We start from the raw sequence: 26,720 nt of genomic DNA on the forward strand, positions 1-26,720 counted from the left end.
AAATACCGATTTATCTGATAATCTTTGCTTTCTGTAAATTGTCAAAGTCGCTCCAGAAATCAGATGCCTCAGAGTCGCTGAAGCCATTGGAGGATAGCTCATGTAGAATGGCATCGAGAAGCTGCACTTTGGATATGTTCAGGTCTGGATCTACGTCAATAGGATAAGTGATGATGTCACCCATCGAACCAACATGAACATTGGTAATAGCTATTTCGCCATCAACCAATTTCACTTGAATACGTTTGTTCGAACCGTATTCAGGCTTAGTCTCACGCAGTTTCTGATATAACGGCGATTCGTTGTATTGCTCAGAATCTACAGAGTTTATAAGTTCCCTTAGAGTCATCCTATGCCTAACAATTCAATTTCAAAGATAAGTGTAGAGCCACCAGGGATGCCCGGTTGAGAGAATTTGCCATAGCCCATTTCGGCAGGAATGTATATCTCCCACTTATCACCGATATGCATCTGTTGCATGGCGATGATCCAGCCCTCTATCAAGTCACAGAGTCTGCAAGCCAAAGGCACACCACCACGACTGCTGTCAAACGGTTTCCCGTCGATGGTCTTGCCTGTGTAATGGGCAGTGATGATACTGCGTGCCGTCGGCTTGGAGCTGTCCTGATTACCTTCACTCAACACTTTATAGTAGATGCCTTTGGGCAATGCCTTGACACCCTCTTCTTTGGCTTTCGCCTCTAACCAATCCTTGTTGGCCTTTATGTATTCTCGTTTATCCATATTACTCTCCAATAATCGTTACTACCAATTCTCTGGAACCGCCGTAATTTCGATATTCGCAGAAGTAGATACCCTGCCAAGTGCCAAGATTCAAACGACCGTCAGTTATGGGAATAGTAATACTGACACCGCTCAACGTGGACTTGGCATGAGCGGGCATATCATCGGCACCTTCCAAAGTATGCTCATACTCTGGGCGGTTCTCAGGAACCAGTCGGTTGAAGATGGTTTCCATATCCACACGAACATCTGGATCTGCATTCTCATTGATGCTCAGTCCGCAACTGGTATGCTTGCAGAATATATTGACGATACCCGTCTTAGGCAACTTGGGCAACTGACTCAGAATCTCACTCGTTACCAAGTGGAAACCTCTGCGTTTCGGCTTCAGGATTATCTCTATTTGCTGTACCATATCACTTAATTGTCATTGATATACGACTTCGTGGTCATGTCGTAGTATAGAGCTTCCAACTCTGCTAAAGTCAATTTCTCCACAGAATGCTCGATGATGCGTATCAGTTCTTCACGCCTGAAATCATCTGACTGTCCGAAATGCGCCATAGACAAATTTCCTAAACTATTTTAATAATTTGCTGCAAAAGTAGTGATTTTGCGGCAAATTAAGTAACTTTGCTCTTAGTTTTAATATGTTTTGTGATATGACAAACCAGATAATCGCATATTATCTACCTTGCACCATTAGGATATACAAGGAAAGATGCATGGCTATGTGACTTGCTGCCTGAAACGAGAATCAACTCCAGTCAGGCAAAGGTGATTAAAGAGAAATACAATCCCAAAATTGAGCAATAAATCAAGGGACGGTTCTCTGATTCGTTTTCAGAGGATTGTAACGGATCAAAGAACCGTCCCCTGATTCAAAAGCGAATGTGACCTCGTGTGTCTCACAGAAGAAACTGCAAAAAGTTATTTGTTATTTGTGACTTTGTGACTTTTTGCTGTTTTTTAGTGAAACACCACACATTATTTCTTAGTTTTTGGGGTAAAATGTGTACCTTTGCATCATGATAAATAAGCGGAAGAGTAGAAAAAAAATAAAATACTTGTAGTTTTTCATCATATAGCCGCGTCTAATGGGTGAATAAAGGATTCAAAACAGTACAAGACAATGAATGCATTAGACCAACAGTTTGCACAAACCGTTAAAGAGCACAAGAGCACCATCTACACCGTGTGCTACATGTTCTCAAAAGATGCTGACGAGGTGGACGACCTTTTCCAGGAGGTACTAGTCAATCTTTGGAAAGGCTTCGACAGCTTCGAGCATCGCTCCGACATCAGGACTTGGATTTACCGTGTTGCCCTCAACACCTGCATCTCTATCGACAGGAAAAAGAAGCGACGCTCGGCAGAAGTCCGTCTGACTATGGACATCAACCTCTTCAAAGACAACGACGAGGATACCCGTCAAGTGGACATGCTCCACAGGCGCATCTCCCGTTTGCAGCCTTTCGACCGTGCGATTGTCCTGCTCTGGCTCGAAAACCTTAGTTACGAGGAGATCGGACAGATTGTCGGTATCACGACTAAGAACGTCAGCGTCCGTCTGTTTAGAATCCGCGAGCAGTTAAAACAAATGTCAAACGATTAAAAACTTACCCATTATGAATGTTTCGAATAAGCGAGAGCAAAATGAGTTTACTCATTCTGCCGAGAGTGAGAAAGGTGCAACGAAGTTGAACAACGAGAACTTCGAATTAGAGAATATGCGCCTTCAGCTGAATACGCTCAAGAATAAGCTGAACCAACAAGAGATTGTCAACGACCGGCTCATCCGCCACTCGATGAAGCGTACTGCTGGCAACATCAAGCGCACGTACATTGGACTCATCTTCCTGTCTGTACTGATGGTTCCTTACGGCTACTGGGTCTTCGTCGTGCTGAGCAACTTCTCCATTGCCTTCTGGATTGCCACAAGCATCTTTATGCTGGTGTGTGCGGGTGCCACCTATTATAATAAAAGGAATCTGAGTGATAGTAACCTGATGACCAACAACCTGATGGAAGTAGGACGCCGCATGGCCCGTGCCAAGAAGTTCGATGCCGACTGGCTAATTATTGGAATTCCAGGCGTCATCCTGTGGCTAGCCTGGTTCTTCTACGAGGTTTACAAGCAGAACCATGACCTGCTGATGCACCCCTTGTTCTGGGCTGGTTGTATAGGTGGAGTCATCGGAGTCATTATAGGTTTCTCAATTCACTTTAAGACCCAGCGCCAATATCAGAACATCATCGAACAGATAGATGACCTGACGGCTAGCGAATAAATAGAACGCTCAAAGTAAAAAAAAGGCGAAATGTTTGAAGTTTCGCCTTTTTTTGTCTATATTTGCAACATCATAACTAATCATCCTATGACAACATTTATCATTCTCCTGCAACTGGCCATCGTATTGGCGATGATATTCATCGGTGCCAAGAAGGGTGGCATCGGACTGGGCATCTACGGAATGGTGGGCGTATTCATCTTGGTGTTTGTCTTCGGAGAGGAGCCAGGAGCGATTCCCATCGATGTGATGCTCATTATTGTGAGTGTCATCACGGCTTCGGCTTCCCTGCAGGCGGCGGGTGGACTGGACTATATGGTGAATGTAGCGGCACGCTTTCTGAAGAAGCACCCCAGTCGCATCACTTTCTACGCACCGCTTGTCACCTGGTTTCTCACCCTGTGCACGGGAACGGCGCACACGTGCTATGCGATGCTGCCTATCATTTCGGAGATTGCGCGCAAAGACAAGGTGCGCCCAGAACGTCCCCTGAGTGTGGCGACGATAGCGGCGTCGTTGGGGTGTACGGGCTCGCCCGTATCAGCTGCTACTGCTGCTATTGTGTCGGAAATGTTGTTGGGCGACAAGGGTATTGGTATGACGGAGATCATGGCGATTACCATTCCGGCCTCCCTCATCGCCATTCTGATAGCGTCGTTGGTGCAGAACTATGTGGGCAAGCCGCTGGAGAAAGATGCGGAATATCAGCGACGAATCCGTGAGGGACTGCTGAATGCGGAAGATGAGACTCGCGACGAGACCATGGCCAGCAACCCACAAGCCAAATGGGCCGTGCTGGCATTCATGCTGGGTGTGCTGTTGGTGGTGCTGTTTGGCGTATTCCCAGAATTGCGCCCTTCATTTAACGGTATTCGGCTGGCCATGAATACGACGATTGAAGTGGTGATGATGAGCATTGCTGCTCTGATTCTGCTGGTGGGAAAGGCTGATGTGCGCAAAGCCGCCAGCAGTAATGTCTTTGCTGCGGGAATGAACGCGATGGTCTCTATCTTTGGTGTGGCCTGGATGGGCAGCACTTTCTTTGAAGCTCACCACGAGGTGATACTGGGCGGTGTGGATAGCTTCTTTACCAGCTATCCGATGCTGTTTGCCATTCCGTTGTTCCTGTTCAGCATCATGCTTTTCTCGCAGGCCGCCACTGTCAAGACACTCTTCCCCGTTGGACTGGCGCTGGGTGTGCCTCCGATGGTGCTGCTGGTGCTGTTCCCTGCCGTGAATGGCTACTTCTTCTTGCCAAACTATCCTACAGAGGTGGCTGCTATCGGTTTCGACCGTACGGGTACGACGCGCATTGGCAAATATGTGGTGAACCACTCTTTCCAGTTGGCAGGTTTCATCACGACCTTCGTGAGCATCGGCGTGGGCTATCTGTTGATGATGCTTCTTTACTGAATCGGCGACATAAAAAATAAGAGCAGCCTCGATAAGCGGGGCTGCTCTTTATTATCATACGACCATTGCGGATTATGCAAACGGATTCTCGGTGGGGTAGAAGTCACCCTTCGGGAAGTTGTAGTCAATCTCGTCAACGGGGATGCCCATGTACTTGAGAACCTCCCACAAGTACTTACCCTGATGACCGAACATCACGGCGCAGTGGTGTGGGTAGTGCTTCTCGATGAGGACGTGACGATAGAAACGGCTCATGTTCTTGATACCGAAGATACCGATAGAACCGAATGAGCGGGTTGCTACAGGAATAACCTCGCCCTGTGCGATGTAAGCGCGGAGCTTGGTGTCAGCAGTTGACTGCAGACGATAAACAGTAGCCAGACCAGGCAGGATGTCACCTTCCAGTGTACCGTTGGTAACCTCAACAGGCAGGGCGCGAGCCATAATGCGCTGGAAGCACATCTGACAGTTGCAAACCTTGGTAGAAGCCGTGTTACCACAGTGGAAGCCCATGAAGATCTCCTTGTCGGTGTAGGTGTCGCAAGCGAATTTCTTGCCCTTGATGCTCTCCTCGTACATATCGTTAGGAACGGTGTTGTTGATGTCGAGCAGGGTAACAGCATCCTGGCTGATGCAGGTTCCGATATACTCTGACAGCGCGCCATAGATGTCGACCTCGCAAGCTACGGGAATGCCACGAGCAGTCAGACGGCTGTTGACATAGCAGGGAACGAAACCGAACATGGTCTGGAAGGCAGGCCAGCACTTGTTTGCCATAGCGACGAACTGACGAGAACCCTTGTGAGCCTCAATCCAGTCGGTCAGTGTCAGCTCGTACTGAGCGAGCTTAGGAAGCACCTGAGGAATCTTGTTGCCATGCCCCAGCTCAGCTGCCATATCCTTTACGACATCGTCGATGCGTGGGTCGTTAGCGTGCTTCTGGTAAGCCTCCAGCAGGTCGAGCTCTGAGTTCTCCTCAATCTCAACATCGAGGTCATACAGGGCGCGGATAGGAGCGTTACAAGCCAGGAAGTTGTTAGGACGGGGACCGAAGCTGATGATCTTCAGGTTCTGCAGACCTACGATAGCGCGTGCGATGGGATGGAACTCGTGAATCATTTCAGCGCACTGTTCAGCAGTGCCAACGGGCTCCTCGGGAATGTATGCGCGAGTCTTGCGCAGGCTCAGAGCCTGGCTGGCGTTCAGCATACCGCAGTAGGCGTCACCACGACCATCGATGAGGTCGTTCTGTGTCTCCTCAGCAGCAGCGCAGAACATGGTGGGGCCCTGGAACCAGTCAGCAATCATGGTCTCAGAAATTTCAGGACCGAAGTTGCCAAGATAGACACAGAGTGCGTTACAGCCGGCCTTCTTCACGTCCTCAAGAGCCTGCTGAGCGTGAATCTCACTCTCAACGATGGTGATAGGACACTCGTAGATGCCTTCCTTACCGAATTTCTTTTCATACGCAGCGATAACGGCCTTACGACGGTTAACAGCCAATGACTCAGGGAAACAGTCGCGAGAAACGGCGACGATTCCAATCTTAATGTTAGGTACGTTGTTCATTTTCTTAAAAAGTATTTGTTTCGTAATGAATTAATTGCTGCAAAGATACACTATTATTGCGAACTGACCAAATTTTTCGACATTTGTTTTTGTAACATATTCTTTGTGTAGTGTGTATAGCGTTCAGCCAGTGACATTTGGGCGTAATGTTTCCATTCAACAGCCTGCTGCTGCCTTTGTAGATAGTGGATGTCGTGCATATGTCCGTAGGCTTCCAACTCGAAAGGGTTCAGCAAGTAGCCCGCATTAGGCAGGCGTCTGTAGTAGCGCGACGCGCATAGCCAATACCAACCATACAACAGATAGAAACAGGTCCACGAGTCGTGGGTAGCTCGCGCCTGATAAAGGTGTATCATCTCGTGGTTTTTCAGGAAGTCGAAACGCCTGTTGAACATTTCGGCTTCCTGAGTGGTATGTGTGATGATGGTGCCGAAGAAGGTCAGCGCCTCATAGCCTTGCTTAATCCAGCGTGGCTTGGCAATGGCCTTCATGTCTTCCGTACGACTGGGGCGTGCGGAGCGAAGCATCATCAACAGAATATTCATGCTAAATCTTATCCAGTGCCTGTTTGATGTCGGCCAAGATGTCATCGCAGTCCTCGATGCCAACACTTAGGCGGATGAGGTCAGGGGCCACTCCAGCCTCGCGCAGTTGCTCGTCGGAGAGCTGACGGTGAGTGTGTGATGCCGGATGGAGCACGCAGGTACGGGCGTCAGCCACATGGGTTACGATAGCAATCATTTGCAGGGAGTCCATAAACTGGACAGCTGTCTCACGCGTGCCTTTCAGTCCGAAGGCAATGACGCCACATGAGCCGTTGGGCAGGTATTTCTGAGCCAAAGCATGGTTCTTGTCGTTGGGCAGTCCGCTATAGTGAACCCACGCTACGCGCGGATCATTGTTCAGGAACTCGGCCACGCGTTGTGCATTCTCGCAATGACGGGGAACACGTAGGTGAAGCGTTTCCAGTCCGAGGTTCAACAGGAACGAGTTCTGAGGAGCAGGAATAGAGCCCAGGTCACGCATTAGCTGAGCCACCAGTTTGGTGGTATATGCCATCTTGCCGAAAGCCTTGGTATAGGTCAGTCCGTGATACGACTCATCGGGCGTGGTAAGCCCGGGGAACTTGTCAGCATGGGCATCCCAGTCGAAATTGCCGCTATCCACTACGCATCCTCCTACCTGAGTAGCATGACCGTCCATATACTTGGTGGTAGAGTGGGTGACAATGTCAGCGCCCCACTCAAAGGGACGACAGTTGATAGGAGTGGGGAAGGTGTTGTCGACAATCAGGGGCACACCGTGCTTATGCGCAATGCGTGCAAATTTCTCGATGTCGAGAATCTGACAACCCGGATTGGAAATAGTCTCGCCAAACAGAGCCTTGGTGTTAGGACGGAAAGCAGCAGAGATTTCCTCTTCCGAGGCTTCCTGAGATACGAAGGTACACTCGATACCTAGCTTCTTGAGTGTGACGCCAAACAAGTTATAGGTACCACCGTAGATCTCGTTGGAGGTGACGATATGGTCGCCAGCCTCGCAGATGTTGAAAACAGCATAGAAGTTAGCAGCCTGACCACTGGAGGTCAGTACGGCACCAACGCCGCCTTCGAGGGCTGCAATCTTGGAGGCAACAGCGTCATTGGTAGGGTTCTGCAGACGTGTGTAGAAATAGCCTTCCTTCTTCAGGTCGAAGAGGTCTGCCATCTCTTCCGTGTTGTCATACTTGAAAGTGGTACTTTGGATGATAGGCAGTACACGCGGATCGCCGTTCTTCGGCTTCCATCCTGCCTGTACGCAGAGCGTAGCGGTTTTCATTTTCTGAGTCATATCTGATAGTTTTCAATAAATTTTTCTTCTGAGATGATTGGGATGTTCAGCTCCTTTGCCTTCTTGTTCTTTCCGGAAGAGGAGGTGACATCGTTATTAATAAGGTAAGACGTGGAACCACTGACTGCCGAGGCCACCTTGCCACCCTGTGACTCGATATAGGCTTTCAGCTCGTTGCGATTCTTGTAATGGTGTACGTCGCCCGTGATGACGAAGGTCAGTCCCTCGCAACGGTTTCCCTTGGGCGAGTTGTCGGCCTGCGTCACGCTGATTTTCTCCATCAGGTGACGATAGCGCGTCAGGTTGTGCTCGTCGCGGAACCAGCGTACAAAGGATGCCGACTTCTCAGGACCAATGCCATTGACGTGGGCAAAAACCTCCTGAGGCTCGGCTTGGGGAGAGAAAAGGTCAGCACCAGCCTTTGTGGCCTCGAAGACCAAGTCTGCCAAGGGATAGGCTGACAGCAGCCGCTTGCAGACGTCCAGTCCACAAAGGGGAATGTTCAGGGCGTAAAGCAATCGGTGTGCCTCCACGTCGCGCGACTTGTCGATAGAGCGCATGATGTTGGAAGCCGACTTCTCGCCAAAGCCTTCCATCTGAGCCAGTTCGCGGATGTGGCTTCTCAGTTCGTAGATGTCGGCATACTCGCTGACCCATCCCAAGTTGATAAACTTCGAGAGTGTCTGTTCGGAGATGCCGTCGATGTTCATGCCCTCCTTCGACACGAAGCGGGCAAACTTACGAAGTTGTTTGGCAGGACATTCACCATTGGTGCAGTGGAGCGTCTTCGTACCACTGACCTCGCTTACCTTGACAACGGCAGGAGCGTGACATACCGGACACTCTTCAGGAATGCAGAATGAGCCAACAGCCGCTTCGACCTTAATGACCTTCGGGATAATCTTATTAGCCTTGATGACGCTGATGCGCGTTCCTGTGGCACCGATGCCCAGTCGTTCACACTCGCTGATGTTACACAGCGAGGCGCGCTTGACAGTAGTGCCCTCCAACTCAACGGGTTCGAAAATGGCGACAGGCGAGATGGTAGAGGCGGCACACGACCACTCTATCTCTTTGAGCGTGGTCTCTGCTGCTTCGTCTTGCCATTTGAAAGCCAGACCGGCTCGCGTGGCATGGTGTCCGGTGATGGAGCCTGTCTGCGCATAGACGGTGTCGTCGTAGCAGATAACGAGTCCGTCGACAGGGAAGGGATTCTGCTTTGTGGTAACTTCCTTGGTAAATGCCGTGATGCACTCTTCCACGGAACCGATGTCAGGCGTGTTGACTAACTGTCTCTCCACAGTGTTGAATCCTTGATGGTCGAGCCAGTCCATGCGTCCGCCCCAAGAGTTGATGTCCTCTTCGGTATATACTAAGGTGAATGGAATCCATTGGATATGTCGTTGTCGCACCTCCTCGACGTCTTTCAGCGTGAGTGATCCCGAGGCCAGGTTGCGTGGGTTGGCATAGTCCTCGCCGCTCTCCATGAGGAATCGGTCGAAGTCGTCGTAGGAGATGACTGCCTCGCCACGAATGACGGTATGTCCCTGAGCAGGAATTGTGGCAGGAATGCCGCTGATGGCAGAGGCCAGATGCGTGATATTGGTGCCGATATGTCCGTTGCCACGGGTGACCACCTTTGTCAGTTTGCCGTTGTCGTAGGTGACCACCAGCGTCAGACCATCCAGTTTCCACGAAATCCAGATGGGCTTCTGCTCGGCCCATTTCACCAAGTCAGTAGTCTTCTTGGTCTTAGCCAGTGAGAGTGCAGCAAACTCATGCTCCTCTTTCTGGCCGGCGATGCTGTCTTCCGAAACTTTCTGGGTAGGAGAATCGGGCAGGGTAGTGCCTGTCTCCTGTTCCAGGAGTCGCAGTTCGTCGAAACGGGCATCCCACTCGTAGTCCGTCATACGCTCGCCCAAACCGTTATAATAGGCTTCGCTGGCCTCGTTCAACTCGCGGACGAGTTGTTGCATTCTGAGTATCTTCTCGTCAGTATTCATAAAGATTATAACAATCCTTTGGTGGAAGGCAGCTCATAGTGATAGACATCACGGCGTACTGCCATTTTCAGTGCACGAGCCAATGCCTTGAAGATGCCTTCTATCTTGTGGTGCTCATTCTGTCCTTCGGCTTTGATGTTCAGATTCATCTTAGCGGCATCGCTGAGGCTCTTGAAGAAATGCAGGAACATCTCCGTAGGCATCTCGCCAATCTTCTCACGGTGGAACTCTGCGTCCCAAACCAGCCAGGGGCGACCACCGAAGTCCAGGCATACGGAACAGAGACAGTCGTCCATAGGCAAGGCATAGCCATAGCGCTCAATGCCTCGCTTGTCGCCCAATGCTCTGAGCAGACACTCGCCCAACGCCAAAGCAGTATCCTCGATGGTGTGGTGCTCGTCAACGTGCAGGTCGCCTTTCACGCGGATGGTCAGATCCATCATGCCGTGTTTGCCAATCTGTTCCAGCATGTGGTCGAAGAATCCCAGTCCCGTCTGAATGTCGCAGTGCCCGTTTCCGTCCAAGTCCACCTTGATATAGATGTCTGTTTCCTTGGTGGTGCGCTGAACTTCTGCCGTGCGTTCTCCGCCATAGGCAATGGCAGCCACCTTGTCCCAGTCGCCCACTTGTAGGAATCTGCATCCGATGTTCTCGGCAAACTGTCGGTCAGTCTCCCTGTCACCGATGACGTAGCTGTGTGCGATGTCGTATTCGGGATTGTTCATGTATTTCTCCACGAGTCCTGTGTTTGGCTTGCGCGTAGGAGCATTGTCCTCAGGGAAATGAGGGTCTATCAGAATGTCGTCAAACACGACACCCTCGCCCTTCAATGTGTCGAGGATGAAGTTGTGAACAGGCCAGAAAGTGTCCTCTGGGAAAGCATCGGTGCCCAGTCCGTCCTGATTGCTGACCATCACGAACAGGTAGTCCGTATGCTGTCGCAGGAATACGAGGCTACTGATGGCTCGCGGTACGAACTGCAGTTTCTCAAAGGCATCAATCTGCTCGTCGGCAGGTTCGCGGATAATGGTTCCGTCGCGGTCGATAAAAAGTATCTTTTTCATAAATTATTGAATGTTCTGTTTTGTTTCTCACGGTCACGTTGCCTGGTCTCTACGGAGCCGTATGCATAATAACCAACAACCAACAGGATGAGCAGGACGTAGACTTGTAGGAAGGCTGCCAACAGCCAGGTAGCGCCAGCCATCCACGGAAAACAGGTCGGCAATCCCAAGGGATCACCTATCAGAGTGCCCATCTGAGCCTGGATACATGCTGTTGTCAGGATAATGACTGGCAGGCTGAGCAACAGGCAGACGGGTACGAGGACGATAAATCCCAACAACAGGATGCCTAACGTCAAAGCCCAATGTCTGAGGGCAGCTCTTACTGCCTGTTTCATTCTTTGGAACAGTTGGAGGCGGCGCCCTGCGCTTCTGCCAATCATCACCAGCAAGGCAAGATTTACCACCATCAGGAGTACCACACCCCCAATGAGCGGCAAGTGCTCCTGCACCACCATCCACCGGTAGCCAGGCAATATCAACAACTGTAATCCTACCGGAATCAGGTAGGTGGTCAATAGCGCGCCGGTAATGGCAGCAATCAGGCAGAAGGCCAGTGTGAAGGGCCATGTGGCTTTGAAAATCTTGCGAAATGAGGACGTATAAAAGTGCAGTGCTGTCGTGATAACACTCCGATAGCCTCGCTCTTTCATCAGGGTTGTTTCTTTTTGTTTTTCCATCTTTTCGAACTATTTTTTCCTAAGAGTGTTGCAAAGGTAGGCATTTTTTCGTATCTTTGCACCATCTTTAAAGATAAATTATGAAAATATTACAATGGGGCTTCATTGGATGTGGTGAAGTGACGGAGAAGAAAAGTGGTCCTGCATTCTCGGATGTAGAGGGCTCGAGCGTGGTGGCAGTCGCCAGCAGACACGAGAAAAATGCGCGTAGCTATGCCGAGCGACACGGTATTCCCAAATGGTATACCGACGCTCAGGAACTGATTGACGATCCCGACGTCAACGCGATTTACATTGCCACGCCTCCCAGTAGCCACGCCACCTATGCCATCATGGCGATGAAAGCAGGTAAACCCGTCTATGTGGAGAAACCGCTTGCTGCTTCGTATGAAGATTGTGCCCGCATCAACCGCGTGAGCGAGGAGACGGGTGTACCCTGTTTTGTGGCTTATTATCGTCGTTACCTGCCTTATTTCCAAAAGGTCAAGGACATTGTGGACAATGGCGTCATCGGCAAGACCATTAACGTACAGATTCGTTTTGCCGTTCCCCCTCGTGAACTGGACTATGCCAAGAATGGACAACTCCCATGGCGTCTGCAACCAGACATTGCCGGAGGTGGTTATTTCTACGACTTGGCTCCTCATCAGCTCGATTTGCTGCAACACATCTATGGCGTCATCACCGAGGCCCGTGGCATTTGTGCTAATCGTGGCGGACTCTATGAAGCAGAAGACTCCGTCTGTGCGTGCTTCGAGTTTGAGGGAGGACTGCCTGGCAGTGGCTCATGGTGCTTCGTGGCTCATGAGTCTGCGCGTGAGGATCGCATAGAGATTATAGGAGACCGAGGCTCTGTCAGTTTCTCGGTATTCGACTATGAGCCTATTAAGTTACATACCAGCGAGGGTTTGGAGACCATTACCATCCCCAATCCTCCCTATGTGCAGTATCCTATCATCAAGAGTGTATGTGAACACCTTCAAGGTATCGGGCTCTGCGAGTGCACCAGTGTGTCGGCAACGCCCGTCAACTGGGTCATGGACCGTATCTTAGGAAAGTTCTGAAAACGAGAGAGGACGAATGCGACGACTGGTGACGATAGTGCTGACGATGATGTGGCTTGGGGCTTGGGCTTCCGATACGCTCAACATTGACCAGCCCGACACGTTGACATTCCAACAGCCCAAGAAGGAGAGCAGCTGGTTGCGCCGCACCATTCGTGGCTTCAGCTATATCGACGAGAATTATGTGGAGCCGCAACACTACAACTGGTCGGTAATGGCACTGGGACGATACACGTGGGACTTCTATCGTCTCCGGTCTACAGGCGAAGAAGGTCAGTCGGTGTCTTTCTCACCACGTCATATCTTCAAGGTGGGTCCCTATTTCGGCTGGCGCTGGATATTCCTGGGCTACACGCTCGACTTGCGGAACATCAGCCTGAACTTCTCCTCCTCAGGATGGAAGGGCATTGATGCCAGTATCTACAGTGCACAGATAGGTGCGGACATCTATTATCACCACACCCGCAACAACTACATGCTGCGTGAGGTGGATTTGGGAAAAGGGGTTAAGGAGCGCCTGCTCGAAGAACTGTCCTTCGATGGTTTCAATGTGGGTACTACAGGAGTCAGTCTCTATTACATCTTCAACCATCAGCGCTTCTCCTATCCTGCGGCCTTTGCCCAGAGTACCTGCCAGAAGATCAGCTGTGGTTCGTGGATGGCCGGACTCGGCTATATGAGCAACAACCTGGAGTTTGATCATGAGGCTTTCCAGGAACTGGTGGACGAGCGCTATGGCAAGCAGAAGGTGAAACTGGATAGTGCACTGATGTTTAACAGCGTGAAGTATTACAACATCAACGCCTCCGTGGGCTACGCCTACAACTGGGTGTTTGCACGCAACTGCTTGTTCTGTGCCAGCGGATCAGTAGCTCTCGCCTACAAGAAGAGTCGTGGTGAGACGGCAAATGACGACAAGGGCGGATTCGATATTGACAATTTCAATTTGGATGCTATCGGACGCTTCGGACTGGTTTACAACAATACCAGATGGTATGCTGGTGCAAGTGCCATCGTGCGCTCCTACAATTATCGGAAAGAGCGCTTTGTGGCAAATAATGTGCTGGGCGAGGTGTGTATCTATATCGGTTATAACTTCGGACTCCGGTCGCGCTATAAAAAGAAATGACTATGAAGAGATATATAATAGGAATGATGGTTCTGCTGTTGAGCCTTTCGGTTTCAGCACAGACAACCTATACGAAGGCTGACAGCCTGACCGTCTGCCGGCTGTTGAAGGAGGCTCCTGCCAATGCTTCCACCTTATGGTTCGCACGCCAATTCCATGGTGTGCCTTATGTAGCACACACCCTGGAGGTGAACGACCGCGAACAACTGGTTGTCAACACTCGACAGTTGGATTGCACAACCCTTGTCGAGACGGTAACGGCATTGACGCTGTGTGTCAAGCAGGAGAAGCGCCAGTGGACTGACTATCTGCAGGCATTGCGCATTCTGCGCTATCGTCAGGGTGTGCTGAACGGCTATCCCAGTCGACTGCACTATTTCACCGACTGGATTCTGGATAAGCAACAGATGGGACTCGTTGAGGAGATTCAGCGGCCCAATCCTCCCTTCACGGCTCTTCAGCACATCAACGTCAACTTCATGAGTCAGCATCCAGGAAGTTATAAGGCACTGAAGGCGAACCCTTCGCTGGTGAAAGAAATTCGCCAGCAGGAAAAGGCGCTCACAGGCAAGACATTCCGCTATATCCCCAAACTTGCTGTCAAGAATACCCAGCTGATGCGGCAGACGGTGAAGGACGGTGATATCATTGCCATTACCTGCAAGAAAAAAGGGTTGGAGATCGCCCACCTGGGCTTTGCCGTATGGCAGAAGGACGGACTCCACCTGCTCAATGCCTCGCAACTGCATCACAAAGTGGTGACAGAACCCATGCCCCTTCGTCAGTATTTACAGAAGCATTCCACCCATACAGGCATTCGTGTCATCAGAATAAAATAGTCAAATAGTCAAATAGTCAAATAGTCAATTGTCAAATAGTAAATAATAAGATGGAATTACCCGATTTTATGAGCTATGCCAACAAGTTCTCTCAGTCGGACTTTGTTGAGAAAATTTCCAGTATTGCCAAGCGCGCCGGCGCAAAGCTGGTGTATGCCGCACTGATTCTTTATTACACGCTGCAGAGCGACAAGGTGAGCACCGCTAACAAGGCGATGATTATCGGAGCACTGGGTTATATGATCAGTCCCCTCGACGTCATCCCCGATGCAATCCCCATTGCCGGTCTTAGCGACGACCTCGCCGTGCTGTTGTTCGTGCTGAAGAAGGTATGGACTGATATCGACCCCGATATCCAGACAAAGGCGAAGGAGAAGCTTGCCAAGTGGTTTGACGAAGACGAGATAGACGAGATTAACGACCTGTTCAAGGCAGAATAATGATACAGGAGTATCAAGTTAGAGTACTGCCTCCTGTAGCTGCTAATGAGCAGTCGCTACGTAGTTGGCTTGCCGACGAGTATGGCTTTGATGTGCGCACGGTGACGAGTGTGCGCATCCTGCGTCGTAGCATTGACGCTCGTCAGCGTACTATCTTTGTCAACCTGAAAGTGCGCGTCTATATCAACGAACAGCCTCAGGACGATGAATACGTTCCTGTGGATTATCCTGATGTCAGCGACAAGCCGCAAGTGATTGTCGTGGGTGCTGGTCCTGGTGGACTTTTTGCTGCGCTCCGACTGATTGAGCTTGGCTTGCGCCCCATCGTGTTGGAACGTGGTAAGGATGTGCATGAGCGCAAGAAGGACTTGTCGCAGATTACCAAGACGCAACAGGTTGACCCTGAGAGCAACTACTGCTTTGGCGAGGGTGGGGCAGGTGCCTATAGTGATGGCAAACTCTACACCCGCAGCAAGAAGCGTGGCAATATCGAGAAGATACTCAACGTGTTCTGTCAGCATGGTGCCTCGACGAATATCCTCGCTGATGCGCATCCGCATATCGGCACAGACAAGTTGCCGCGTGTCATTGAGAATATGCGCAACACCATCCTTCGTTGTGGTGGCGAGGTGCATTTCCAGACGAAGATGACACGGTTGCTGCTTGAAAACAATCGTGTAGTCGGCTGTGCCACAGCCGACAAGGAATATCAAGGCCCTGTTATTCTCGCCACTGGTCATTCTGCGCGCGATGTTTATCGCTATTTGGCAGAGAGCAATATTGAGATAGAGGCGAAGGGCATTGCAGTGGGAGTCCGTTTGGAACACCCGTCGATGCTCATCGACCAGATACAATACCATAACAAACAGGGCAGGGGAAAATACCTGCCTGCTGCTGAATATTCGTTTGTCACGCAGGTCGACGGAAGGGGCGTCTACTCGTTCTGCATGTGTCCTGGTGGCTTCGTCATTCCTGCCGCTACCGACAAGCAACAAATCGTCGTCAACGGCATGTCGCCCTCGAATCGTGGCGGACAGTGGTCCAATAGCGGCATGGTGGTCGAAATTCGACCTGAGGACATCGAGGGGAATGATGCCCTGCGCGTCATGCACTTCCAGGAACAACTGGAGCGCGACTGCTGGCAACAGGGTAATATGCGCCAGACGGCACCTGCACAGCGTATGGCTGATTTTGTGAACAAGCGTCTGAGCTATGATTTGCCTCGTTCCTCTTATGCGCCAGGTTTGATATCCTCCCCCTTGCATTTCTGGTTGCCTAAAAGCATCAGCCATCGCTTGCAGGAAGGCTTCAAGCAGTTCGGTCGTCAGAGTCATGGTTTCCTGACCAACGAAGCACTGATGATTGGTGTGGAGACGCGCACCTCCAGTCCTGTGCGCATTGTGCGCAGTGCCGACACATTGATGCACGTCCGCTTGCAGGGGCTCTTCCCTTGTGGCGAGGGTGCTGGCTATGCCGGAGGAATAGTCTCGGCAGGTGTTGATGGTGAGCGCTGTGCAGAGATGTGTGCACAGTATCTGGGATTATAACAAGCTGTTCAAGCGATTGCGAAGCTGTTCGGCTTCGCTTTTTCTAATAGACAACACGATTTCGCACGTGTTGTCGTAGGTTTGTGAGAGGATGCGAGGATTCATGTCCTTCACGATGCGCATCACATCGTTCATCTGCGGATAGGCAAACGAGTATTTCACGATTTCCTCCACCTGGCGCGTCTCGACGTTAGCGTGTGCTATAGCATCGGCAGCAGCCTCGCGATAGGCTACGATGAGTCCGCTGGTGCCCAGGTTGACACCTCCGTAGTAGCGCACAACGACAATCAGGATGTCCGTCAGTTCGTTCGAGTTGATTTGTCCAAGAATGGGCTTGCCGGCTGTCGATGAAGGCTCTCCGTCGTCGTTGGCTCTGAATTCCAGCCGCTCTGCGCCCAGCATATACGCATAACAGACGTGGCGTGCATCATAGTATTTCTTGCGGTATTGCGCCACGATATCCTTCACCTCGTCCACCGTGCTGACAGGGTGAGCAAAAGCGAGGAACTTGCTCCGTTTCTCGGTGTAGTATCCCTCGCTTGTTGTTGCTATTGTCTTGAATTCGTCAGTCATGCTTTTTCTAGTTCTTCTAGATGCTCTAGATATTCTAGAAGTTCTAGAGCATCTAGAGAATCTAGTTATACCAATTTATGAATGACCAGTCCTGAGCGCAGCTTCGGCTCGAACCACGTAGCCTTTGGAGGCATAATCTTGCCCGAGTCGGCAATGTCCATAATCTGCTGCATGGTGACAGGGTAGAGAGCCAGCGCGGCACGCATCTCGCCACTGTCTACGCGGCGTTTCAGCTCACCCAGTCCACGCAGTCCGCCCACGAAGTCGATACGCTTCGACGAGCGCAGGTCGCCGATGTTCAGTATCTCGTCCAGTATCAGACGGCTCGAGATGTCCACGTCCAGCACACCGATGGGATCGGTATTGTCGTATGTGCCCTCCTTCGCCTTCAGACTGTACCAGTGCTGGTCAAGATAGAGCGAGAACTCGTGCAGCTGCTGAGGCTTGTAGATATCGGTGCCCTTGTCTTCCACGGTGAAGTTCACCTGCAGGGCAGCTAAGAACTCCTCCGAACTGAGTCCGTTGAGGTCTTTCACCACGCGGTTGTAGTCGAGGATAGTCAGCTGTGAAGCCTGGAAGCATACTGCCATGAAGTAGTTGTACTCCTCGTCGCCTTTGTGGTTGGGGTTCTGCTTCTGCTTCTCCTGACCAACCAGTGCGGCAGCTGCTGAGCGGTGGTGTCCGTCAGCGATATAGAGGCTGGGCATCTTGGCAAACTCAGCGGTGATGGTCTGTGTATCCTTGTCGTCGTCGATGATCCAGAACTGATGACGGAATCCGTCGATAGGAGCGATGAAGTCGTACTCAGGCTTCGTGGCGGCATAGCGCATGATGAGCTCGTCGAGCACCTTGTTGTCTGGATAGGCGAAGAACACGGGTTCTATGTTGGCATTGTTCACGCGGACGTGCTTCATGCGGTCTTCCTCCTTGTCACGACGGGTCAGCTCGTGCTTCTTGATGTTACCCTTCTGGTAGTCGTCGGTATGGGCGCACACCACCAGTCCGTACTGCGTCTTGCCGTTCATGGTCTGGGCATAGATGTAGTAGTGCTCCTTGTCGTCCTGCACCAGCCATCCCTTGTCCTGGAACTTCTGGAAGTTCTCAGCAGCCTTCTCATAGACGCGCGGGTCGTATTCCGACGTGCCTACGGGGAAGTCAATCTCAGGTTTGATGATGTGATACAGACTCTTCTCGTTGTCGCCGGCCTCGGCACGGGCCTCCTCAGAGTCCAGCACGTCGTAAGGACGGCTCTCTACCTGCTCCACCAGTTCCTTCGGTGGGCGTATTCCTTTAAATGGTTTTACTATAGCCATGATATTTATTTTCTATTAAACCATTAACCATTAACCGTTAACCATGAACCCTTACAGGTTGGCCTTGATCTTGGCTATCATTTCCTGGTATTCCGCATCCGTGAGATACACCTTGCCCGGGTTCATCTGGAACGTGCCGCCGTAGTCGGGACCATCCACATATTTCGGAGCCAGGTGGAAGTGCAGGTGCGACAGCTTGTCGCTATAGGCACCGTAGTTGATCTTCTCCGGATTGAAGGCCTTCTGCATGGCACGAGTCACCTGTGCTACGTCAGCCATGAAGGCGTTACGGTCCTCGTCGCTCAGCTCGTTCAGGTCGTTCACGTGGTCTTTGTAAGCCACGAGACAACGTCCGCGATAGGTCTGCTCCTTAAAGAGGAAGGCACGTGATACGCGCAGGGTTGCAAACTCAATCATCAGATTGTGTAGGGTCTCATTGTTCGTGCAGTATAGGCACTGCTTGGGGTCACTTTGCATAGTCTTTTTGCTTTAGAGTTAATTTGACGACAAAGGTACGAAATAAAGTGGAATATACAAAATAAAAGCGCTTTTATTTTGAATTGTCGGATATATTGCCTATATTTGCACACAAAACAATTCTAAATAGACAAGACAATGAGAAAACTACTCCATTTGCTTTCAGCAGCTGTTGTGATAGCCCTGTCAGTGACATCCTGTACTCCCGTTGACAACCCCGTTAGTCCTGTTACTCCCCCTGAACCTGTTGTGAAGGCTGACACAGCCCGCCATACCATTATCATGTATGGTGTTGTCGGCGGTGCCAGCGACCCGCAGATAGAAACGGCGTGGGAAATCATGAAGCCCTACCTGAATGACCGGAAAAACGTGCGTTGCGTGGTGTGTTTCAAATATGCCAAGCCCGAACACTTCGCGGGCAAGTATGCCAAGCCCGGCGACCTCGTCCTCTTCGAGCTCACCGACACGACCGACCTGATGAAGATTGGCGAGAACTATGCCATGAAGTGGTCTGACCTCGCCCTCTACGAGGAGTCGACGCTCACCAGCATCATCGACTTGGCTTCCACCGTAGCCCCCGCCCGCGAATACACCTTCCTGACCTATGGTCACGGAGGAGGCTTCGACAAGAACGTCGACTACGAGAAAGACCAGCGCAAGGCCCAGCCTAATAGCAACCGTGCGGTGCTTTACGACGAGTGGATAGAAACCTCCGCCGGACATGAGGCCATGAACATGTATGAGTTCCTGCGCGGCATCAACAATTCCAAGGTGCCCCATTTCAAGAGCATCTTCTTCCACAACTGCCTCATGGGCGGTGTCGAGAGCGTCTTCGACATCTCGCTGTTCTGCGACTACCTCGTTGTCAGCAGTCACTTGCTCGCCATGAATCCCGCCCCCATTCGTCAGTTTATCAAGGCCACGACCGAACAGAAGGACCTCAAGACGGCCTATCTCCAGATGCTTTCGAAGTTGAGTCCTGAGTGGGATAAAGGCTACCAAGGCTATGGCTTCAACGGTGACCTGAAGCTCATCGACTGTCAGAAACTGCTTGACGTGATTGATCCCGCCGCGAAGCTGACCAACCGCCTCAAGGAAATCTATCCCACCCAGAGCGAGATGCTCGACACCGCAATGGTTCATACCTATCAGTATTATAACGAGAAGAACTTCTACGACCTGGAAGACTACGCTGCGCAGGTGGCGAAATACACGGGTGACAGTCAGCTGAAAACCATTTCAGCGCAACTGAGCGAAGCACTCGGCAAAGCCATCCTCGGACGTGCTGAGATGCATTTCTCAACATTGGGCGACCTGCCTAAGTTCACCCTCTCCGTCGTGCTCAGCAGCAACAAGGACTATCAGGCAAAGACCGCGTGGGATTATACCTTCAAGGAGGCTTACGAATACACCAACTGGCATATCTTCACAGGCTTCGGCGATTGGCTCAACACCACGCGTCAGGGTCCCCGCGACCAGAGTGAAGGCTATCAGGGACAGCCTGTCGGACAATGCTTTAACCAACGACCATAGCACGACTAAGCCATGAACAGACTGGCGATTCTAATCATCCTCGTGCTACTGTCACTGACGGCAAAGTCACAGACTGTGGTGAGTGGCAAGGTGACTGACACCGATGGCCAGCCATTGGCACGCGTCAGCGTGATGGTGGAAGGCACGGAGATTCACACTGTGACCAACGACGACGGGATGTTTACGCTGAAGACACCTCAGCAGCCTCGACAGCTGCTGCTGAGCCACATCGGCTACAAGAGTCGCAAGGTGGTGCTGGAGGGTCGTCCGCAACCCCTGCACATACGCATGCAAGGTAATACCGTGGAGCTTGACGAAGTTCTCGTGTCCACTAACGACCCCATGGCAATCCTAAAGGCCGCTATGGCACGCATCGAACAGAACTATTCCAGTGAACCGGAACTGATGCGTTGTTTCTACCGCGAGACGGCACGCCGCGGCTCACGGTTCATCTCAGTAGCCGAAGCCGTCACGGAAATGTATAAAACCGACTATACACTCGGACCAGAGCGCGACGTAGTAGCTATTCTGAAAGGCAGGCGACTGATGAGCATGAAGGCGCGCGACACGCTGGGCGTCAAGATACAGGGCGGACCCGTGCTCCCCTTGATGGTCGATTTGGCTAAGAACCGCGAATACATCCTCAACGACGAGAACCTGGCACACTACAAGCTGCAAATGGAGATGCCCGTGCGCATTGGCGACAGGGCGCAATACGTGATAGGCTTGGAACCCGCCGGCATCCTGCTCTATCCAGTCATGTGGGGCAAGGTGTACATCGACCAGCAGACGCTGACCTTCACCCGTGCCGAACTGCAACTGGACGTGCGCGACTGGCGCTTGGCGTCGGAATATATGCTGGTGCACAAGCCCGCAGGACTGCGCTTCCGTCCCAAGGAACTCACAGTGACCATTGTCTACAACACCGACGAGCAGGGTAGGGCGCGCATGAGCTATGTGCGCAACGAGATGCGCTTCACGTGCGACTGGAAACGCCGTCTCTTCGCATCGCCCTTCACCACCGTCAGCGAGATGGTGGTAACCGATGTCAAGCAACGGGGCGACAGCGTGAAACGACCTCGCGGACGTTCCTCGTTCGGACTGAAGGAGCGTTTCTACGACAGGGTGGAGTATTTCGACGACCCCGACTTCTGGGCCGACTATAACATCATCGAGCCGACAGAGAGCCTGGAGAACGCCATAGGAAAACTGAAAAAGAAAATCAAGGAAACCAACTGATGAAGAAATATGTGTTAACCATGGTCTGCGTCCTGCTGGCGCTAGGCGTTCATGCACAGCCCAAGGGTGTTGTGCTCGACACGCTGAACGTACAGCATATCGACTTCCAAGGGAAAACGCGACAAGGCACCATTATCTGTAATCGGAAGATTACGAACGACCTGCGCGCTATCTTCGAAGCCTTGTACAAGGCGAAATACCCCATCGAGCGCATACAACCCATTTCCGACTACGACAACGACGACGAGCGCTCCATGCAGGCCAACAACACCTCGTGCTATTGCTATCGGCCTATTGAAGGCAGCAAGAAGCTCTCGAATCACGCGCTGGGAATGGCAATAGACATCAATCCCCTCTACAACCCCTGCGTAAAAAGAAGGAAGGACGGCACCCTGCTCATCCAACCTTCTACTGCTCGTCCTTACGTCAACCGCAGCAAGTCGTTTAAGTACAAAATCACGAAACAAGACCTCTGCTACCGCCTCTTCACCCAGCACGGCTTCCAGTGGGGAGGCTCGTGGCACTCCCTCAAGGACTACCAGCATTTCGAAAAATAAAATATTTCATCCCCCTTTGCTGATTCCTCCTACCACATCGTCATTGTCAATGGAGTGTTCCGCCTTCTTCACGCTGGCTTTCAGGGAGCCGAAACGCCAGGTAACGGAAAGGGTGAACGAGCGGGCATTGTTCCAAGACTGTTGGAAATCACGATAGTCGCCATTCACGGTTTCGGCCTCTGTCGTCCAGTATTTGTTGAATGGTGCATTGGCTCCGATGCGAACGGTCAGACGGTTGTCCTTGAGGAAGGAACGTTGCAGCGAGAAGTAATACCCCTGATAGGAGTGCTGCATGTAATAGATTCCATTGGGACTATGACCAATCTTGCCGTATGCCGCCATATAAAGCAACAATTTCCAAGGCAACTTTTGTGAGAGATTAGCATAGAAGTTGTCAGACCACCCAAAGGTGCGATAACCCAGGTTCGGATTCTCGTAGTGTTCGTATCTCAGATTATTGTTGATGACAACCGTTGTTCCATCGAAGGGCTTCCACTGTACATACTGCTCCACCGAGAATCGACGATAGCGAAGGATGTTGTCGTAGGTGGTATAGCGGATGTCGTTCCTGGCTGTCTGAATGGTGCTGATACCTTCTGAGCTGTAGTTGTAGGCAGGTGCTATTTGGAGCGTCAGTTTGGGCAGGATATAGGAATAAATCAGACTGATGCGCTGAGTGTGAGAGCTGACCAAGTTGGCATTACCATAATGAACTGACGTGGGCGACGTCACGACGGCAGGGTTCAGATAGGAGATGCCAGGACGGTTGATGCTAGTAGTATAGCTCAACTTCAAGGATTGTGCATCCGTCAGCTGGTACTTCAGCGACGCCTGTGGCACCCAGTCGCTCAAGTGCTTGTCGAAGGTGTCGCCCTTCCCGTCAGGATACTGCCCTTTCATATAACTGTATTCATAGCGCAGACCTGCCCGAGCCGACCATTTCTTGTGATTGTAGATATAGTCTGCATAACCTGCCAGCACACGAGTGGTATGTTCAAACTCGTTGTCGGTCAGCATGTCAATGCCGGTAAAATTCTGCGTGTTGTGGCTGTTGTTGTTACGATAGATATACTTGGTACCTATCTCTAACTGATGCCCTTTGCCTAGCGGACGGAGCCAGTCTGCCTGGAAGGTGTGTTCCGTGAAGCGTTCGCGTTCGGTTTGCAGACTGCCTGTGTAACAGAATGGTGCATTCACCAGGTCCGAATAGGTGTTCTCCTGATCTGTGTGTTGGCGCGTCAGGGCGAGCATGTAAGAGAGTGTGAGTCGCTCGCCCTTCCGCCGCGTCTTGTGTTCGTAGTCCATTCGTCCGTTCCACGAGGAATGGCTGTATCCTGGCATCCAGTAGTGATTGTTGAAGCTATAGACAGGCAGCCCTGAAGGATTGGTCAGTGCTGTCGAACCGTCACCTTGCACGTTTAGTTTGTAGAAATAACCACCGAACGAGGCAGACAGCAGGTTCAGCGAGTCGATGTCGTAGCTGGCATTCAGATTGCTATAGTGGATAGCGCCGGGATTCGTACCGTCTGAATGGGACTGCATGCGATTGCCTGTATCGAGATACCTGCGGTCTGTGTCTGAAATGCTTACTGTTGAGCGGCTCGACATGCCGCCATAGCCGTAATCAATAGATGCCAGCAGTTTTCCCATTTGTCCTGTCAGCGAAGTGTAGAGATTACGTTGATTATTTGTATTGTAACTTGCCGACACCACACCCGTCATACCCTGCATTTTCGAACCGTCAACCATCACGATATTCAGGATGGCATCCACACCCTCGGCATCCTCTCGAGCACCAGGGTCGGTAATAACCTCTATGCGCTTCACCATCGAGGCAGGCATCGACTTGAACGTCTCTTTGGCGTTCTTCGACAGGTTGGGGTCGTAGTGTCCGTTCTTGTATATCTTATAACTGCTGTTGCCCTTCACCAAGATGTTGTCCTGTCCGTCCACCGTCACCATCGGCACCTTGCGCAGCATGTCCATGACGGTCTGTGTCTTCGACTCCTCGTCAGCCTGCACGTCGTAGCCTATGCGGTCAATTTCTTGCTTGATGAGTTGCTTCTGCGCCTTTACCACTACGCCCTCCAGCTCTTTGCTCCACGTGATGGAGTCGCTACTTACGGTGGTTGAATCCTTCTGTGTTTGGGCCGTAGCTTTCCCTGCTCCCGCTGCCAGAAGCAGCAGGAGTAATATCTTTCCAATATGTTTCATAGCTTTATTTGTTCAGTCGTTCGCTACTCATCTCGAACATCTGTTTGAGGAAATCATCATTAGAAGCCTTCTTCATTTTTTCCAGTTCCTTGAGGACTATCGCCTTCTCTGCATCGTCCAGACAACCGGCATTCTTACATAGCTTGTAGATATGTGATACGTAATAGTTTGTTGCGGTGCCTGTTGGATTCTTCATAAACAGGTTCTTGAAGGTGTTGAACTCGCTGAGCCACGATTCAGGGGTCTTTTCGCGATAGGCCAACAAAGAATCGACGTTAATATTTATACCGTTGTTTATACCATCTTCAATCAGTTCACGAATACCATCGCGGGCAACTTCCATACCATTGATCTTAACGCCATCTAATATGATTCTGTCATCGTCGGCGTTGTCGTCAGAGTTTCTTTTTTTATACTCCTTACCATTAACGATAATGCGACTTACCTTACTCTTCTTTTTGCCATAGCTACTATCGCGTGCTTCTGGACGCAGGGCGTAAGTGACAGCCAGGCGAACCTTGGTCTTTTTTGCTTTCTCTACCCATTCCAATGCGTAGGCATAGCGATAGCGATGCTCGGGATCGTCCTTATCGGCAAAACAGGCATAGATATAGTCGGAACCCTTCATAGTACCGATAGACACAGACGAGTGCTTACCATCGCCTACGAAGAGGCTTACAGAGGGAAAGCCTATGTTTTCGAAAAGACTTGCAAAACTTTCCAGTTCCCCGTCTTCACCGCCTTTTTCTCGAATACCAGAGTTAACGGAATAGGCATCCTTCTTATCTATTTCAAAAGCCTTACGCACATCATCAAGGCGCTCGAGAGCAGACTTGGAGCTAATGGTAAAGTCATAAACATCAGCCATAGCCGTCATACGACCTGTTTCCGGGTCGCGATCAAGCACGTGATTTTCTCTGTTCTCTGTGATCTTTTCATTCAGCAGGGCATCGAATGCTTTCTTGATGTTCTGCTGCGCCATTATGGTTGAAGGCATGGCCAACAACATGGCTGCAAGGATTAAGTTTCTACTCTTCATATGCAATTAAATTTTCTTGTTCGTTAATATATACTATGGTACCATCTTCTTGCATGACTAGAACGTAGCCATAGGCTGCCATCTGGGCATTAAAAATTTCCATCTTTGCCTTGACTTGCTCGGCTTGAGCCGTGGCCTCTACCATCCGTGCCTTAGCCTGCTCGGCTTGCGCCATCAGCGCATAAGCCTTGTCGTAGTCGTGGATAGTGGGTTCGGCCTTACGCAGACTGCGCTTCTTGGTCTTTTTTGCAGGCTGCTGTGGGGTTACTACAGGCATTACGGGGTGAGCAGCTACTGTATCGATTCGTACTGCCGATTGGATATCAGACTCTACTGCCTGCTGGGCTATGGTGTCAACCTGGGCTGTGAGTGATGCTGTGGGCACAAGCTCTGTCTGGCGTGGTGGAACAGCGAGATACAACACTCCTGCCACAACGGCTGCAGCGGCAATGCCCCATACTCCCCAACGATGACGGGCCTTGGGCTGGGGCTTCATCGCTTCTATCTCCTGAAAGAGTTGCTGATAGTCTGCCCACTCCTGAGGAATGTCCTGTCCTCGGAAGTAGTCTGCAAGGATGTATTCTTCCTCGAGCGTCGATGTGCCGTCCATATATTTGTCCAGCAGTTTTGCAATATAATCTTTTGTATATTTTATCATTTATTCCTCCGTTTTATTTCTTCTAACAGTGTTCGTCTTGCCCTTGCCAACAGGGTGCTTACTGAGGTTGTTTCGATACCCAGTAGCTGGGCTATCTCTTCGTGGCTCCGCCGTTCCACTTGTCGCATATAGAGTAGGGTGCGTTGTGTGGTGGGCATCTGTTGCAACTTTTTTTCCAGCCATACTTCGTCCTCTTTTATCTCCAACAACGTCTGAGGACTGGTCTCTATCCGTATCAACTTCGCTTCGTCCAAAGCCTCGTCAGGTTTTCGTCGCTGATGGTTTCTCAGCTGGTGTCTTGCCATGATGGTAACAATGGCCTCAACTGACTGATAGCGCTCCAGTTCGTCGTGCATCTGCCACAGACGGAGCATCACATCCTGTGCGATGTCCTCTGCCTCTTCCTTGCCCGCTCCGTAGTGGAGGCTCGCGCTGACCGCTTTTTCTCGCCACGTGCGGGCTTTCTGTTCAAATGCACTTTTATCCATCTTTTCTTGTTCTACA

The 26,720-nt window shown here is 51.0% G+C and carries 28 protein-coding genes; 11 read left to right on the forward strand and 17 right to left on the reverse strand.

The window, feature by feature from the left end; translation table 11 throughout:
* Window positions 1–10 precede the first annotated feature (10 nt).
* From BLU47_RS11415 to BLU47_RS14835, 4 genes are read right to left on the reverse strand one after another with little or no spacing between them, the layout of a single operon-like run.
* Window positions 11–349: a hypothetical protein gene (locus tag BLU47_RS11415; RefSeq protein WP_091962727.1), complete on the reverse strand. Its 339-nt coding sequence runs from the start codon at window positions 347–349 to the stop codon at window positions 11–13.
* The gene (locus BLU47_RS11420; protein ID WP_091962729.1) at window positions 346–744 is read right to left on the reverse strand and encodes an FKBP-type peptidyl-prolyl cis-trans isomerase; all 399 of its coding nucleotides are present in this window, start codon (window positions 742–744) and stop codon (window positions 346–348) included. The genes BLU47_RS11415 and BLU47_RS11420 overlap by 4 nt, the downstream gene beginning before the upstream one ends.
* 1 nt (window position 745) lies before the next feature.
* Complete coding sequence (locus BLU47_RS11425; RefSeq protein WP_091962732.1) at window positions 746–1,159, reverse strand: secondary thiamine-phosphate synthase enzyme YjbQ; 414 nt, start codon at window positions 1,157–1,159, stop codon at window positions 746–748.
* A 5-nt stretch (window positions 1,160–1,164) separates the two neighbouring features.
* On the reverse strand, window positions 1,165–1,308 hold the full coding sequence (locus BLU47_RS14835; RefSeq protein WP_176780570.1) for a hypothetical protein: 144 nt from the start codon (window positions 1,306–1,308) through the stop codon (window positions 1,165–1,167).
* A gap of 568 nt (window positions 1,309–1,876) precedes the next feature.
* Here BLU47_RS14835 and BLU47_RS11430 point away from each other — a divergent pair.
* From BLU47_RS11430 to BLU47_RS11440, 3 genes are all read left to right on the forward strand, one after another.
* Window positions 1,877–2,359, forward strand: coding sequence for an RNA polymerase sigma factor (locus BLU47_RS11430; RefSeq protein ID WP_091962734.1), 483 nt, complete (start codon window positions 1,877–1,879; stop codon window positions 2,357–2,359).
* 13 nt (window positions 2,360–2,372) lie between these two features.
* Entirely contained in the window at window positions 2,373–3,035 is a 663-nt protein-coding gene (locus BLU47_RS11435; protein ID WP_091962737.1) for a hypothetical protein, read from the forward strand.
* Window positions 3,036–3,122: 87 nt separating this feature from the next.
* Complete coding sequence (locus BLU47_RS11440; RefSeq protein ID WP_091962740.1) at window positions 3,123–4,448, forward strand: anaerobic C4-dicarboxylate transporter family protein; 1,326 nt, start codon at window positions 3,123–3,125, stop codon at window positions 4,446–4,448.
* A 72-nt stretch (window positions 4,449–4,520) separates the two neighbouring features.
* On the opposite strand, the gene BLU47_RS11445 is transcribed toward BLU47_RS11440, so the two are convergent.
* From BLU47_RS11445 to BLU47_RS11470, 6 genes are read right to left on the reverse strand one after another with little or no spacing between them, the layout of a single operon-like run.
* A complete protein-coding gene (locus tag BLU47_RS11445) occupies window positions 4,521–6,017 on the reverse strand; it encodes an L-fucose/L-arabinose isomerase family protein (protein ID WP_091962743.1) in 1,497 nt (498 codons plus the stop codon).
* Window positions 6,018–6,070: 53 nt separating this feature from the next.
* A complete protein-coding gene (locus tag BLU47_RS11450; RefSeq protein ID WP_091962745.1) occupies window positions 6,071–6,562 on the reverse strand; it encodes a hypothetical protein in 492 nt (163 codons plus the stop codon).
* Between the two features lies 1 nt (window position 6,563).
* Window positions 6,564–7,847, reverse strand: a complete 1,284-nt coding sequence (locus tag BLU47_RS11455) for an O-acetylhomoserine aminocarboxypropyltransferase/cysteine synthase family protein (protein WP_091962748.1) — start codon at window positions 7,845–7,847, stop codon at window positions 6,564–6,566.
* On the reverse strand, window positions 7,844–9,850 hold the full coding sequence (ligA, locus tag BLU47_RS11460) for an NAD-dependent DNA ligase LigA (RefSeq protein WP_255402174.1): 2,007 nt from the start codon (window positions 9,848–9,850) through the stop codon (window positions 7,844–7,846). Before ligA ends, BLU47_RS11455 begins: the two co-directional genes overlap by 4 nt.
* Before the next feature lie 5 nt (window positions 9,851–9,855).
* Entirely contained in the window at window positions 9,856–10,914 is a 1,059-nt protein-coding gene (gene hisB, locus BLU47_RS11465; RefSeq protein WP_091962750.1) for a bifunctional histidinol-phosphatase/imidazoleglycerol-phosphate dehydratase HisB, read from the reverse strand.
* Complete coding sequence (locus BLU47_RS11470) at window positions 10,911–11,594, reverse strand: hypothetical protein (protein WP_091962754.1); 684 nt, start codon at window positions 11,592–11,594, stop codon at window positions 10,911–10,913. Before BLU47_RS11470 ends, hisB begins: the two co-directional genes overlap by 4 nt.
* An 80-nt stretch (window positions 11,595–11,674) precedes the next feature.
* Here BLU47_RS11470 and BLU47_RS11475 point away from each other — a divergent pair, with 80 nt between their 5' ends.
* The 5 genes from BLU47_RS11475 to BLU47_RS11495 are packed head-to-tail and all read left to right on the forward strand — an operon-like array spanning window position 11,675 to window position 16,613.
* Window positions 11,675–12,658: a Gfo/Idh/MocA family protein gene (locus BLU47_RS11475; RefSeq protein WP_091962757.1), complete on the forward strand. Its 984-nt coding sequence runs from the start codon at window positions 11,675–11,677 to the stop codon at window positions 12,656–12,658.
* A 16-nt stretch (window positions 12,659–12,674) separates the two neighbouring features.
* Window positions 12,675–13,787 carry a DUF4421 domain-containing protein gene (locus tag BLU47_RS11480; RefSeq protein ID WP_255402175.1) on the forward strand — a complete coding sequence of 371 codons (1,113 nt, stop codon included), beginning with the start codon at window positions 12,675–12,677 and terminating at the stop codon, window positions 13,785–13,787.
* Window positions 13,788–13,789: 2 nt separating this feature from the next.
* Entirely contained in the window at window positions 13,790–14,626 is an 837-nt protein-coding gene (locus tag BLU47_RS11485) for an N-acetylmuramoyl-L-alanine amidase-like domain-containing protein (RefSeq protein ID WP_176780571.1), read from the forward strand.
* Window positions 14,627–14,676: 50 nt separating this feature from the next.
* A complete protein-coding gene (locus BLU47_RS11490) occupies window positions 14,677–15,066 on the forward strand; it encodes a YkvA family protein (protein WP_091962762.1) in 390 nt (129 codons plus the stop codon).
* Window positions 15,066–16,613, forward strand: coding sequence for an NAD(P)/FAD-dependent oxidoreductase (locus BLU47_RS11495; protein ID WP_091962765.1), 1,548 nt, complete (start codon window positions 15,066–15,068; stop codon window positions 16,611–16,613). Before BLU47_RS11490 ends, BLU47_RS11495 begins: the two co-directional genes overlap by 1 nt.
* On the opposite strand, the gene BLU47_RS11500 is transcribed toward BLU47_RS11495, so the two are convergent.
* The 3 genes from BLU47_RS11500 to BLU47_RS11510 all read right to left on the reverse strand — a co-directional run bounded on the left by BLU47_RS11500 (window position 16,608) and on the right by BLU47_RS11510 (window position 18,976).
* Window positions 16,608–17,186: an IMPACT family protein gene (locus tag BLU47_RS11500; RefSeq protein ID WP_091962768.1), complete on the reverse strand. Its 579-nt coding sequence runs from the start codon at window positions 17,184–17,186 to the stop codon at window positions 16,608–16,610. The genes BLU47_RS11495 and BLU47_RS11500 overlap by 6 nt on opposite strands.
* A gap of 65 nt (window positions 17,187–17,251) precedes the next feature.
* On the reverse strand, window positions 17,252–18,499 hold the full coding sequence (locus tag BLU47_RS11505; RefSeq protein WP_091962770.1) for a DUF1015 domain-containing protein: 1,248 nt from the start codon (window positions 18,497–18,499) through the stop codon (window positions 17,252–17,254).
* A gap of 51 nt (window positions 18,500–18,550) precedes the next feature.
* The gene (locus tag BLU47_RS11510; protein ID WP_091962772.1) at window positions 18,551–18,976 is read right to left on the reverse strand and encodes an HIT family protein; all 426 of its coding nucleotides are present in this window, start codon (window positions 18,974–18,976) and stop codon (window positions 18,551–18,553) included.
* Between the two features lie 138 nt (window positions 18,977–19,114).
* Between BLU47_RS11510 and BLU47_RS11515 the strand changes: the two genes are divergently transcribed.
* Genes BLU47_RS11515 through BLU47_RS11525 form a run of 3 tightly spaced genes read left to right on the forward strand, consistent with a single transcriptional unit; the run spans window position 19,115 to window position 22,305 of the window.
* Window positions 19,115–20,509, forward strand: a complete 1,395-nt coding sequence (locus tag BLU47_RS11515) for a clostripain-related cysteine peptidase (protein ID WP_091962774.1) — start codon at window positions 19,115–19,117, stop codon at window positions 20,507–20,509.
* 12 nt (window positions 20,510–20,521) lie between these two features.
* Window positions 20,522–21,748 carry a carboxypeptidase-like regulatory domain-containing protein gene (locus tag BLU47_RS11520; protein WP_091962776.1) on the forward strand — a complete coding sequence of 409 codons (1,227 nt, stop codon included), beginning with the start codon at window positions 20,522–20,524 and terminating at the stop codon, window positions 21,746–21,748.
* Window positions 21,748–22,305, forward strand: coding sequence for a M15 family metallopeptidase (locus tag BLU47_RS11525; protein WP_091962778.1), 558 nt, complete (start codon window positions 21,748–21,750; stop codon window positions 22,303–22,305). Before BLU47_RS11520 ends, BLU47_RS11525 begins: the two co-directional genes overlap by 1 nt.
* A 6-nt stretch (window positions 22,306–22,311) precedes the next feature.
* Here the strand turns inward: BLU47_RS11525 and BLU47_RS11530 are convergent, their stop codons facing one another.
* From BLU47_RS11530 to BLU47_RS11545, 4 genes are read right to left on the reverse strand one after another with little or no spacing between them, the layout of a single operon-like run.
* Window positions 22,312–24,519, reverse strand: a complete 2,208-nt coding sequence (locus BLU47_RS11530) for an outer membrane beta-barrel family protein (RefSeq protein ID WP_091962781.1) — start codon at window positions 24,517–24,519, stop codon at window positions 22,312–22,314.
* Between the two features lie 4 nt (window positions 24,520–24,523).
* Window positions 24,524–25,558, reverse strand: coding sequence for a hypothetical protein (locus tag BLU47_RS11535; RefSeq protein ID WP_143025553.1), 1,035 nt, complete (start codon window positions 25,556–25,558; stop codon window positions 24,524–24,526).
* Entirely contained in the window at window positions 25,548–26,216 is a 669-nt protein-coding gene (locus tag BLU47_RS11540) for a hypothetical protein (protein WP_091962785.1), read from the reverse strand. Before BLU47_RS11540 ends, BLU47_RS11535 begins: the two co-directional genes overlap by 11 nt.
* A complete protein-coding gene (locus BLU47_RS11545; RefSeq protein ID WP_091962897.1) occupies window positions 26,213–26,704 on the reverse strand; it encodes an RNA polymerase sigma factor in 492 nt (163 codons plus the stop codon). Before BLU47_RS11545 ends, BLU47_RS11540 begins: the two co-directional genes overlap by 4 nt.
* Window positions 26,705–26,720: the final 16 nt, after the last annotated feature.

The sequence above is a fragment of the Prevotella sp. tc2-28 genome (assembly GCF_900107705.1).
Lineage (GTDB): Bacteria > Bacteroidota > Bacteroidia > Bacteroidales > Bacteroidaceae > Prevotella.

Excerpts from the sequence above, each read along its gene's own strand:
- BLU47_RS11415 (WP_091962727.1), bottom strand. The coding sequence starts at position 349 with ATGACTCTAAGGGAACTTATAAACTCTGTAGATTCTGAGCAATACAAC.
- BLU47_RS11420 (WP_091962729.1), bottom strand. The coding sequence starts at position 744 with ATGGATAAACGAGAATACATAAAGGCCAACAAGGATTGGTTAGAGGCG.
- BLU47_RS11425 (WP_091962732.1), bottom strand. The coding sequence starts at position 1,159 with ATGGTACAGCAAATAGAGATAATCCTGAAGCCGAAACGCAGAGGTTTC.
- BLU47_RS14835 (WP_176780570.1), bottom strand. The coding sequence starts at position 1,308 with ATGGCGCATTTCGGACAGTCAGATGATTTCAGGCGTGAAGAACTGATA.
- BLU47_RS11430 (WP_091962734.1), top strand. The coding sequence starts at position 1,877 with ATGAATGCATTAGACCAACAGTTTGCACAAACCGTTAAAGAGCACAAG.
- BLU47_RS11435 (WP_091962737.1), top strand. The coding sequence starts at position 2,373 with ATGAATGTTTCGAATAAGCGAGAGCAAAATGAGTTTACTCATTCTGCC.
- BLU47_RS11440 (WP_091962740.1), top strand. The coding sequence starts at position 3,123 with ATGACAACATTTATCATTCTCCTGCAACTGGCCATCGTATTGGCGATG.
- BLU47_RS11445 (WP_091962743.1), bottom strand. The coding sequence starts at position 6,017 with ATGAACAACGTACCTAACATTAAGATTGGAATCGTCGCCGTTTCTCGC.
- BLU47_RS11450 (WP_091962745.1), bottom strand. The coding sequence starts at position 6,562 with ATGAATATTCTGTTGATGATGCTTCGCTCCGCACGCCCCAGTCGTACG.
- BLU47_RS11455 (WP_091962748.1), bottom strand. The coding sequence starts at position 7,847 with ATGACTCAGAAAATGAAAACCGCTACGCTCTGCGTACAGGCAGGATGG.
- ligA (WP_255402174.1), bottom strand. The coding sequence starts at position 9,850 with ATGAATACTGACGAGAAGATACTCAGAATGCAACAACTCGTCCGCGAG.
- hisB (WP_091962750.1), bottom strand. The coding sequence starts at position 10,914 with ATGAAAAAGATACTTTTTATCGACCGCGACGGAACCATTATCCGCGAA.
- BLU47_RS11470 (WP_091962754.1), bottom strand. The coding sequence starts at position 11,594 with ATGGAAAAACAAAAAGAAACAACCCTGATGAAAGAGCGAGGCTATCGG.
- BLU47_RS11475 (WP_091962757.1), top strand. The coding sequence starts at position 11,675 with ATGAAAATATTACAATGGGGCTTCATTGGATGTGGTGAAGTGACGGAG.
- BLU47_RS11480 (WP_255402175.1), top strand. The coding sequence starts at position 12,675 with ATGCGACGACTGGTGACGATAGTGCTGACGATGATGTGGCTTGGGGCT.
- BLU47_RS11485 (WP_176780571.1), top strand. The coding sequence starts at position 13,790 with ATGAAGAGATATATAATAGGAATGATGGTTCTGCTGTTGAGCCTTTCG.
- BLU47_RS11490 (WP_091962762.1), top strand. The coding sequence starts at position 14,677 with ATGGAATTACCCGATTTTATGAGCTATGCCAACAAGTTCTCTCAGTCG.
- BLU47_RS11495 (WP_091962765.1), top strand. The coding sequence starts at position 15,066 with ATGATACAGGAGTATCAAGTTAGAGTACTGCCTCCTGTAGCTGCTAAT.
- BLU47_RS11500 (WP_091962768.1), bottom strand. The coding sequence starts at position 17,186 with ATGACTGACGAATTCAAGACAATAGCAACAACAAGCGAGGGATACTAC.
- BLU47_RS11505 (WP_091962770.1), bottom strand. The coding sequence starts at position 18,499 with ATGGCTATAGTAAAACCATTTAAAGGAATACGCCCACCGAAGGAACTG.
- BLU47_RS11510 (WP_091962772.1), bottom strand. The coding sequence starts at position 18,976 with ATGCAAAGTGACCCCAAGCAGTGCCTATACTGCACGAACAATGAGACC.
- BLU47_RS11515 (WP_091962774.1), top strand. The coding sequence starts at position 19,115 with ATGAGAAAACTACTCCATTTGCTTTCAGCAGCTGTTGTGATAGCCCTG.
- BLU47_RS11520 (WP_091962776.1), top strand. The coding sequence starts at position 20,522 with ATGAACAGACTGGCGATTCTAATCATCCTCGTGCTACTGTCACTGACG.
- BLU47_RS11525 (WP_091962778.1), top strand. The coding sequence starts at position 21,748 with ATGAAGAAATATGTGTTAACCATGGTCTGCGTCCTGCTGGCGCTAGGC.
- BLU47_RS11530 (WP_091962781.1), bottom strand. The coding sequence starts at position 24,519 with ATGAAACATATTGGAAAGATATTACTCCTGCTGCTTCTGGCAGCGGGA.
- BLU47_RS11535 (WP_143025553.1), bottom strand. The coding sequence starts at position 25,558 with ATGAAGAGTAGAAACTTAATCCTTGCAGCCATGTTGTTGGCCATGCCT.
- BLU47_RS11540 (WP_091962785.1), bottom strand. The coding sequence starts at position 26,216 with ATGATAAAATATACAAAAGATTATATTGCAAAACTGCTGGACAAATAT.
- BLU47_RS11545 (WP_091962897.1), bottom strand. The coding sequence starts at position 26,704 with ATGGATAAAAGTGCATTTGAACAGAAAGCCCGCACGTGGCGAGAAAAA.